Source organism: Pseudomonas nicosulfuronedens (genome assembly GCF_005877905.1).
In the GTDB taxonomy this organism is placed as follows: domain Bacteria; phylum Pseudomonadota; class Gammaproteobacteria; order Pseudomonadales; family Pseudomonadaceae; genus Pseudomonas; species Pseudomonas nicosulfuronedens.
Genome location: NZ_SWDV01000074.1, coordinates 1 through 8366, shown reverse-complemented (window position 1 = coordinate 8366; position 8366 = coordinate 1). Strand labels below are relative to the sequence as shown.

At 60.2% G+C, this 8366-nt stretch carries 13 protein-coding genes; 12 read left to right on the top strand and 1 reads right to left on the bottom strand.

The features are described from left to right. A partial coding sequence (locus FAS41_RS29970; protein WP_138526902.1) for an Arc family DNA-binding protein occupies positions 1-205 on the bottom strand: 205 nt, incomplete at its 3' end. Positions 206-312: 107 nt separating this feature from the next. Here FAS41_RS29970 and FAS41_RS29965 point away from each other — a divergent pair. The 12 genes from FAS41_RS29965 to FAS41_RS29915 form a co-directional block, all read left to right on the top strand. Further along, positions 313-534 (top strand): DNA-binding protein, encoded by a 222-nt coding sequence (locus FAS41_RS29965; protein ID WP_138526901.1) that lies wholly within the window; start codon positions 313-315, stop codon positions 532-534. Between the two features lie 267 nt (positions 535-801). Then, a complete protein-coding gene (gene pflM, locus FAS41_RS30950; RefSeq protein WP_171049587.1) occupies positions 802-1131 on the top strand; it encodes a lysogeny maintenance protein PflM in 330 nt (109 codons plus the stop codon). A gap of 3 nt (positions 1132-1134) precedes the next feature. After that, positions 1135-1431 (top strand): hypothetical protein, encoded by a 297-nt coding sequence (locus tag FAS41_RS29960; protein ID WP_138526900.1) that lies wholly within the window; start codon positions 1135-1137, stop codon positions 1429-1431. Positions 1432-1656: 225 nt separating this feature from the next. Further along, positions 1657-2073 carry a DNA-binding protein gene (locus tag FAS41_RS29955; RefSeq protein WP_138526899.1) on the top strand — a complete coding sequence of 139 codons (417 nt, stop codon included), beginning with the start codon at positions 1657-1659 and terminating at the stop codon, positions 2071-2073. 16 nt (positions 2074-2089) lie between these two features. Then, positions 2090-2311, top strand: a complete 222-nt coding sequence (locus FAS41_RS29950) for a hypothetical protein (protein WP_138526898.1) — start codon at positions 2090-2092, stop codon at positions 2309-2311. Position 2312: 1 nt separating this feature from the next. Further along, the gene (locus FAS41_RS29945) at positions 2313-2564 is read left to right on the top strand and encodes a hypothetical protein (protein WP_138526897.1); all 252 of its coding nucleotides are present in this window, start codon (positions 2313-2315) and stop codon (positions 2562-2564) included. A 13-nt stretch (positions 2565-2577) separates the two neighbouring features. Next, positions 2578-2829, top strand: a complete 252-nt coding sequence (locus FAS41_RS29940; RefSeq protein ID WP_138526896.1) for a major capsid protein — start codon at positions 2578-2580, stop codon at positions 2827-2829. A gap of 140 nt (positions 2830-2969) precedes the next feature. Then, positions 2970-4193, top strand: a complete 1224-nt coding sequence (locus tag FAS41_RS29935) for a hypothetical protein (protein WP_138526895.1) — start codon at positions 2970-2972, stop codon at positions 4191-4193. A gap of 4 nt (positions 4194-4197) precedes the next feature. Beyond that, on the top strand, positions 4198-4554 hold the full coding sequence (locus FAS41_RS29930; protein ID WP_138526894.1) for a DUF2523 family protein: 357 nt from the start codon (positions 4198-4200) through the stop codon (positions 4552-4554). Positions 4555-4561: 7 nt separating this feature from the next. Then, positions 4562-5845 carry a zonular occludens toxin domain-containing protein gene (locus FAS41_RS29925; RefSeq protein WP_138526893.1) on the top strand — a complete coding sequence of 428 codons (1284 nt, stop codon included), beginning with the start codon at positions 4562-4564 and terminating at the stop codon, positions 5843-5845. A gap of 233 nt (positions 5846-6078) precedes the next feature. Further along, the gene (locus FAS41_RS29920; RefSeq protein WP_138526892.1) at positions 6079-7374 is read left to right on the top strand and encodes a hypothetical protein; all 1296 of its coding nucleotides are present in this window, start codon (positions 6079-6081) and stop codon (positions 7372-7374) included. Further along, positions 7374-8366 (top strand): phage integrase (locus tag FAS41_RS29915; RefSeq protein WP_138526891.1); only part of this gene is annotated, 993 nt, incomplete at its 3' end. The genes FAS41_RS29920 and FAS41_RS29915, both read left to right, overlap by 1 nt.

The following is an 8366-nucleotide window of genomic DNA, read 5'->3' as shown; positions in this document are numbered from 1 at the left end:
TTCCCTCGCGGGCAATTGCAGCGAGCTCTCGTGCCCGTTCTGCAGGCATTAGCTCCTTTGGTTCAGCGTTCGACAGAAAGCTTTTCTCCAGGCGTGCGACGAGTTCCGCATTCAGCGACCTGCTTGCGCTCTTGGCTGCCTGCTCCGCTTGATCACGCAGGGCCTGCGGCATTCGGAGTTTGAATTGTGGGTCTTCTCTGCTCATGGTGGCGATGATGGACCACGGTGGTCTTGACAGCAATGGGACCACGGTGGTTCTATTTGTTCGCGGACCACGGTGATCCCTTGTTGTTGAGTGCTAGGAGTAGGGTCATGGATTTGGATGGAGTCAAAGTTTCAGTCGCCGACCTCAGAGGGGCACCACCGCTTCTTCCCTGGAAAGAGTTTGCGAGGTGGATAGGAATGGGGGACGACGAGCAAATCGTGTGGGGTTGGATCAGGAGCGGGTACATCCCCCGCTACAAGATCGGGACCCACGTCATGGTGAATGTGGCGCTGTTGAATCGCCGTCTGCTGGAACAGGAGGGCTTCTGATGAGTCTTCTTTCTCCCCTCAGTGCTCAGCGTGTTCGGGAAAGGCTCGCCGCTGCGCGCCTATCGTTCCGTCTAATGCGTAAGGCTCTGGCCGATGGCTTCGCAGATGCAGCGCGCCGACTCCATGAAGAAGGGCGGATGGAGCTTGCCTCAGCACGGTTGACCGTCGAGGCCAACCACGCTGATGACGTTCTTCCTTCTATGCGGTGCTTGTTCTCCCTCGCCGTGATTCATCCGCGTCTGCCTGCTGATCGCGAGGTGACTTCCGATGCTGTCGAAGTACGTTCGTCAACCTCACGCACCGGACTGCGACTGCTCTGTCTGCTGGTCCCGTCGCGAACTGGCAAAGCCCGATCCCTGCCAGTCCACACGCTGCACCGAGTGCCGCCCTACACGAGTCTTCACGGTCGTTACTACGATGGCCAAGGTCGCTGGAGTGTGGCGCTCGATCCACTCGACGTATCGGGTGGAACGGGGTTTTACCTGCGCGAAACACATGCCCGCGCTCCGTCCCCCGAAGTATTGGCACGTTATCTACGACAGCGGCAGGCCGACGCCCTTTGTCCCTGTGCGCGAGCCGTTCGAGTTGGAGGGCTGAGCCATGGTCTCTAACCCGATCCCGCACCTGATCTTCTGGCTCGTGCTGCTGGTGTTTGGCTTCATGGTGGGTCGTTACCACGCCCGTAACACTATTCCCGCGTGGGCCACCTCGCGCCGCCACCCGCTGCCGATGGATGACCGCCTTCGCGCTATCACCGCGCTGCTCATTGTCGTAGCCGTCATCCGCTCTCAGGCCAATCAGGTCCAGGGCCGCCGCACCGGCTTGTCCGAACGCGCTTTCCCGTTCGGACAAACGGAGCGCCGGGCGAAGCGCACCCTTGACCGTCCCCCTCCCTGAATAGCCTCCGCTCGGGAGTGAGGGGCAGCACCACCGCCCCGCGCTCCTGAGCCCTCGGCGGCAAGAGCGGGATGACAAGGGCAGAGCCCTTTGTGTTGACCCCACTCACCGCCCACACCACCGCAAAACCCAGGCACCACCACACCCGCTGAAAGACGGCCACCAACGCGCCCAATTTGCAGCAGCGGGTCAACTCATGCCCGAAAAAGGCAAAAGGAGCTTCACATGAACATGTTTGCAACCACTGGCGGCGTCGTTGAACTGTGGGTCATCCAGACCGACACCTTCACCTCGAAAACCTCCGGCGAAGTCTTTGCCAGCGTGCAGGCCATTTCTCCGATCCCCGAAGGCGCTCGCGGCAACGCAAAGGGCTTCGAAATCACCCAATACGACATTGAGCCGACTCTGCTCGATGCCATCGTTTTCGAAGGCTCCCCGGTGCTGTGCAAATTCGCCACCGTGGTACGCCCGACCAAAGACCGCTTCGGCAACACCAAGAACACCCAGGTACTGACCGAGCTACTCGCCACCGGCAAAGACGTGCACACCCCAGCACCGAGCCGCCAGCCGCAACCCCAGGCACAAGCCCAGCGCCCGACTCAGCCCGCCGCTGAGAAAACCTCCGACAGCAGCAAGTCCTGACGGCGGGGGTAGGTAGATGAAAGCGCCGCTCCGTTTCGCCTTCGGCTGGGTTCTGTACATCGCAATTCTGTGCGCGGTATCGCCTGCCGTGCGTGCGGTGCGCGAATTCCTCGAACCCTACCCGCTGGACTCCGTGATCGCTGTGGTCGCGGCTGCGTTCGCCTTCCTCGCCCTGTGGTGGTTCGTCCTGCGCTCGTTCTGGTGCTGGTGCGACCGTCCCCGCAAGGAGGCCCGCTGACATGCAAGGCGTGGTTGCTGTTCAGGTCTGCACCAGCTGGGCGTCCACGGCGGACGGCCTCATGCGCTGCCAGCAGATCGAGTGGCAACAGGCCTATCTGATTCCGCCCGAGGCCGCTGGAGCAATTGAAATTCTGGTCAACGGCGGTTTCTCCCTGGAGGCCTTCAGCATCGGTGCTGCGGGCGTTCTCGGGGCATTCGTGACGGGGCTTTTGACTGGCTGGGTCGCGTCACTTCTTCGTAAAGCCAAGTAGAGAGGAAATACCCATGAAAGGCATGAAACAACAGATCGCCAAGTTCAACCCGATCCGCTCGTTCCGCAATGTCTGCATCGCAGGCACCGTCACCGCCGTGACTTCGGTTCCGGCCTTCGCCGCCAGCGTCATCGACACCAGCTCGGTGGAACAGGCTATCAGCGACGGCAAGGGCGACATGTCCAACATCGGCGGCTACATCGTCGGTGCCCTGGTCATCCTCGCGGTCGCGGGCCTGATCTACAGCATGTTGCGCAAGGCGTAAGTGCTCTGGTCGGTGTGGTTGGGGGCCTTCTTCGCTGGGGCCTTCATCACGGGCTACCGCTGCGGCGAATTCTTCTGACCCCACTCATGTGGCCGAACCTGGACCCCGCTTCGGCGGGGTTCTTTTTATCTGGAGGAACCATGCGGCTGCATCTTCGACTCGCCATCGCCGCCCTGGTCTTTCTGCTCAGTAGCGGCGCTCACGCACTGACGCCGTACCACTGGATTTTCAGCGACCGGAGTGGCCCCAACTTCGACTCTCCGGCATCCGCCTGCTCGGACACCTTGGCGTTCCTACAGAGGGTTAGTCAGGGCGCGACGATTACGTACTTCGGCTATGTGATGGTCGGTGACGACAAAGCCTCGTGTAATTTTCAGGAGGTTTGGCCCACGGGCGTACAGCGGCCGGTATCGCAGGGCTTGACCCGTGTTGGTGATGGCTGCGCTCAGGGCAGCGAGTACAACCCGACCGATGCAACCTGCGAGGTTCGTAGCCCGAGCGACGCTGAGTGCAAGACCCGTGGTAACTACACAACAGTGGTGCAGTTTTCCTTTACCGCTGGCGGTGCTGTTTTTGATGTTGATCCTGAGATCAAAGATGGCTGTGTGTATGAGCCTGGTACGCCGGATAGCTGTGACGATAACGGTTGCATTGTCGACATGATCCCGGTGGGCAACGACATCATGTCGGATAACCCGGACAACCCTGACCAGCAGTTGCAGGACTACCTCGACCAGCTCGCCAAGCAGTTCAAGTGCGAGAAGACCGCCAACGGCACGGTCGGCTGCACTGGCGCCGAGACTACTCCCCCCGACATCGACCCCGACGATAAATGCCCGGATGGATATTCGTGGTCCGGGACTGCCTGCTTCCCCACCACGGGCGGCGGCAACGAAAACCCCGACAACCCTGGCGGCAATACCGGTGGCGGTAATGGCGGAAACAGCGGTGGCGATGGCGGCGCCAACCCCGGCACGGGTGGCGGGGACGGTAACGGCGATGGCAACAACTCAGGCGGTGGTGGCGGGGATGACGGCACCAGCGGCGGCGACGGTCCGAAAGAGTCCCTGGAACAGCCCAAGCAAGGCAGCTGGGACGAAGCCCTGGAGACATGGTCCGGCAAGGTCGAGGAAGCCAAAAAGGAGTTCTCCGAAAAGATCAAAGAGAACGCTGATCAGCTCAAGGGCGTATTCGATCTGAACCTCGGCGAGGGCGGCGGCAAGCTCCCCTGCGACACCTTTGTGGTCTGGAAAAAGACCGTCAGCCTCTGCTTCACCGAGTACGAGGAAAAGCTCTCCTATCTGCGCTACGCGCTGATGTTCATGGCATCAGTGCTGGCCGCGTTCGTCATTCTGAAGGAGTGATCACATGGAATGGCTATCCAGCTTTTTCGACCAGATCGTCCTGTTCCTCCAGTGGATTTGGGAGTTCATGACCCAGGGCATCTACGACTTCATCAAGGACGGCTTTGTGGTCGCCACGCAGTGGGCGATGTACAGCGCACTCCAGTCGTTCCTGTTCTTGCTTGATGTCAGCTACACCGTAGCGCGCGAGCTGATCGACAGCCTGGGCGTGTCCAACATGGTCCGCTCGATGTACGCCACGCTCCCCGGCCCACTGGCTGCGGCGCTGCAATTCCTTGGCGTCCCGCAGGCTCTGAACATCATGTTCTCCGCCCTGGCCACGCGCTTCTGTATGCGCTTCGTGCCGTTCATAGGGAGGTGAGTGAATCATGTCCATCAAGATTCACCACGGCCCGAACGGCTCGTACAAAACGAGTGGAGCGATCCAAGACGACGCCGTCCCCGCGCTCAAGGAGGGCCGCGTCATCATCACCAACGTCCGGGGGTTCACCCTGGAACGCGCTTACACCGTGTTCCCTGATCTGCCGAACACGGCGCAGATCATCAACCTCGATCTCGAATCTCTGGCCGACCTCGAAAAGATGCGCACGTGGTTCCAGTGGGCACCGCGGGGCGCCTTCCTGATCTTCGACGAAACCCAGCTGCTGTTCCCCAAGTCCTGGCGCGAACGCGATCTGGAGAAGTTCGACTTCCCCGGCGGCCCCGAGGCGGCGCATGAAGCGGACCGCCCAATGGGCTGGCTCGATGCCTGGACCCGGCACCGCCACTTCAACTGGGACATCGTCCTGACCACGCCCAACATCAGCTACATCCGCGACGACATCCGCATGACCTGCGAGATGGCCTACAAGCACTCCAACCTCGCCGTCATCGGCATCCCTGGCCGGTACAAGGAGGCCCAGCATGACGCCCAGCTCAACCGACCACCCGCTGACGGCACCATCGTCGAATACAAGCGAATCAAGAAGCAGACCTTCCGCCTCTATCAGTCCACCGCCACTGGAAAAACCCAGGACACCAAAGCCGGCAAGAGTCTCTTCCGGTCGCCTAAGTTGGTTCTTCTACTGGCACTGCTGGCCGGCACTATTGGCTTTGTCAGCTATATGGGACCTCTCAAGGTCGTCGGCGGTGGCGCTCAGCAAAAGCCTGATCCTGCCCATCCTCAGCAAAGCACTCCAACTCATCCTCAAGGGCCTGCTGTACCTGCTCAAGCGCCTGCTGCTGCGAATCGTGCTCTTTATGCTGGCGCTGTTCTTGGCCAATCAGGTGTTCCGACTCTTCCACTAGCTGAGCATCCCTTCGCGGGCCGGCAGATCGCCGTGGCGGCCCGCGTGAAAGGGTTGGTGAAGGGCATGCAGCGCGAGATGTACATGTTCGTCATCACCGACTCCGAAGGACGCCGGCTGATGCTCAATTCCTGGCAGATGGGCGAATCCGGCTACGGCGTGAAGGCCCGTTCCGAATGCGTGGCCGAGCTGTCCTACGGCGAGTACCACGAAACCATCGTGTGTGCCGGAGCCTTCCCCAAGCCGGCGCAGATGCCTGCTACAGCGCCCGTAATGGCCGCTACCGCACCGCCAGCACCCGCACAGCCCACGCTCACCATCGTCCCCGACTCCGAATACCCCGCACGCCCCTGGAGGACCCAATGACCCTGCACGGCCTGATCAACGCCCTTGGGCTGCTCGCGCTCGCGTATGCGCTCGGATTTCTCACCGCCTTGCAGGTGATGCAGCCGGTGGCGGCGTTCCCGTTTTGAGTCGGCGAGCCGCGCCGCCGGCCGGGAGCGCCAGGCACGAGCGGTAGGCCGAAGGCGCGGCCGACGACCCTGTAACACGTCGGATAACCCAGTTACTCATTGGATAGCATTGGATAGGTTTGAATCATGACTAAGGCAGCAGAACACCAGATTCGCGCAGTACTTCAGGAAGACGGGCAGTTCTTTGAGTCGCCCCAAGGGCGCATCTTTTTCAGCAGTAGGGCAGGGGAGTTCACCGACCTTTCCGGTGTGCGTCTGTTGCGCTGCGGCGTGGATACGGTCCGCCAGTTGTACAACGGCCTGATCCGTCCTGAGGTCATGGCGATCTTCGATGAGCCGGAAGATATCGTGGAATTCGCCGGCTACCAGTGGGCCAAGGGCCGTATTGGTCGCGACTCTGGCTACCAGTACCGGCTACAGAACGCCGATATGGGACTGATCCTCCTGATCAAGAACCATAACGTGAAGCTCGAAAACATCGGTCCGCACCTCAAGATCGAAGTGTCTCCTCACTCCCTGGATGGCGCTGATCCAACGATCCTGCAAGGCGTGCTCGATGACTTGGCCGCAGGCGTGCTCTCAGCCTGCGAAACCAATCAATGTGCAGTGCATCTCGCACTCGACGTGCAGGGTTGGGCGCCTCCGTCTGACTTGGTGGATCGCATGCATTGTCGGTCTCGGCGTGTACGCCAGATCAGCGGCATTGAGCGTATCGAATTCGACGGCAACGCCTCGGTCTACGGTCGCGGTGAAACGTACATGTTCGGCTCAGCCAGCGGCCTGCAACTGAGCATCTACAACAAGACGCTCCAAGCCCGGGCAACTGACAAACTCGACTATTGGGAAAACGTTTGGGCTTCCCTCAACGGCGATCCCTTCGGTGATGGTGAACCCGCCTTCAACCCGCTGGAAACGGTGTGGCGTATCGAGTTCCGCTTCCACCATTCGGTGGTTCAGCAGTTCTCTGAAGGATCCACGATGACCTCTGGCGAGGTGATCGGCTGCCGCACTTACGCGGGCCTGTGCCCGCACCTGCAAGGCCTATGGGGCTATGCCTGTGAGAACTTCCGGCTGTTGGATAGCCCGAAGGAGTTCAATCCCTTCTGGTCGCTCATCACTCTGGATACTCAGGTGCAGGTAGAGGCCGATCCGCTCATTGATCGCACAGAATATCGCCGCTACTACAAGACCGCTCAGGGCTTCTCAGGGAAGAACTGCGAGATGTTCCTCGGCCAGTTCGCCAGCCTGATCGCACGGGAGCGCGTACCACCAAAAAAAGCCCTTGAGGTCGGGAGAACGCTTCCCTTCTGGCACGTGATCGAAGATCACTACACCGCCAAGGGCTACAGCACTCGCGACCTCGAAAGACACGTTATCGGGCTCATCAATGATCGGTACTTGAAGCGGGGGTACGCGATCTAATGGCGATCACCAAGCTGGAGGATGGTCGCTGGTTCGTCGATGTCGAACCCGTCAAAGGGAAGCGCTTCCGCAAGCGATTCAAGACCAAGGGCGAGGCTCAGCGTTTCGAAGCTTCAGTGCGCGCGAAGCTGGCAGTGACACCAGAGTGGAATCCCAGGCCGAAGGACACGCGCCGCCTGTCTCAGCTCATTGAACGCTGGTATGAGCTGCACGGGCACGCCATCACTAGTGGGCGACGTCGCAGGAACATGCTGTTGTTCATTGCTGCGAAGCTGGGCAATCCCATCGCTCAGACGTTTACCGTCTCCGACTTGGTAGCACTGCGTAAGGTGGAATTGGAAGAAGGGGCGCTCCCGCGCTCGATCAATGTGCGGTACTCGTACCTCAAGTCCATCTATACCGAGCTGCGCCGACTCGGTGACATCGACTATTCCAATCCTCTGGACACATTGAAGCCGCTGAAGCCTCAGCAGGATGTGGTGTCGTTCCTGTCGAAAGCTCAGGTTGCGACCCTGGTATCTGCGCTGCGGGACTACTCGACGTTCCCCCACTTGGCCCTGATATCGGAGATTTGCTTGGCTACGGGAGCAAGATGGTCGGAAGCTCAACGACTGACTTGGCCTATGGTACGAGCGGGCTGTGTGGTGTTCGCCAACACCAAATCGAAACGCGTCCGTTCGGTGCCAATCTCCCAAGAGCTGCAAGACCGGTTGGAAGCCTACTTCGCCAGCAAGACCCGATTTCCCTTCTGCCGCGAGGCATTTGCCCGCATGGTGAAGCGCTGTAACATCGAACTACCGCGTGGCCAGTGCACCCACGTCTTACGCCACACCTTCGCGTCTCACTTCATGATGAACGGGGGCAACATCCTGGCGCTCAAGGAGATTCTTGGGCACACCTCGCTGAATATGACTATGCGCTATGCGCACCTATCTCCGGAGTATTTGCAGGACGCGGTCAGGCTAAATCCTATTGCCGCTGTCGATGTCGTC

Excerpts from the sequence above, each read along its gene's own strand:
- FAS41_RS29965 (WP_138526901.1), top strand. The coding sequence starts at position 313 with ATGGATTTGGATGGAGTCAAAGTTTCAGTCGCCGACCTCAGAGGGGCA.
- pflM (WP_171049587.1), top strand. The coding sequence starts at position 802 with ATGCTGTCGAAGTACGTTCGTCAACCTCACGCACCGGACTGCGACTGC.
- FAS41_RS29960 (WP_138526900.1), top strand. The coding sequence starts at position 1,135 with ATGGTCTCTAACCCGATCCCGCACCTGATCTTCTGGCTCGTGCTGCTG.
- FAS41_RS29955 (WP_138526899.1), top strand. The coding sequence starts at position 1,657 with ATGAACATGTTTGCAACCACTGGCGGCGTCGTTGAACTGTGGGTCATC.
- FAS41_RS29950 (WP_138526898.1), top strand. The coding sequence starts at position 2,090 with ATGAAAGCGCCGCTCCGTTTCGCCTTCGGCTGGGTTCTGTACATCGCA.
- FAS41_RS29945 (WP_138526897.1), top strand. The coding sequence starts at position 2,313 with ATGCAAGGCGTGGTTGCTGTTCAGGTCTGCACCAGCTGGGCGTCCACG.
- FAS41_RS29940 (WP_138526896.1), top strand. The coding sequence starts at position 2,578 with ATGAAAGGCATGAAACAACAGATCGCCAAGTTCAACCCGATCCGCTCG.
- FAS41_RS29935 (WP_138526895.1), top strand. The coding sequence starts at position 2,970 with ATGCGGCTGCATCTTCGACTCGCCATCGCCGCCCTGGTCTTTCTGCTC.
- FAS41_RS29930 (WP_138526894.1), top strand. The coding sequence starts at position 4,198 with ATGGAATGGCTATCCAGCTTTTTCGACCAGATCGTCCTGTTCCTCCAG.
- FAS41_RS29925 (WP_138526893.1), top strand. The coding sequence starts at position 4,562 with ATGTCCATCAAGATTCACCACGGCCCGAACGGCTCGTACAAAACGAGT.
- FAS41_RS29920 (WP_138526892.1), top strand. The coding sequence starts at position 6,079 with ATGACTAAGGCAGCAGAACACCAGATTCGCGCAGTACTTCAGGAAGAC.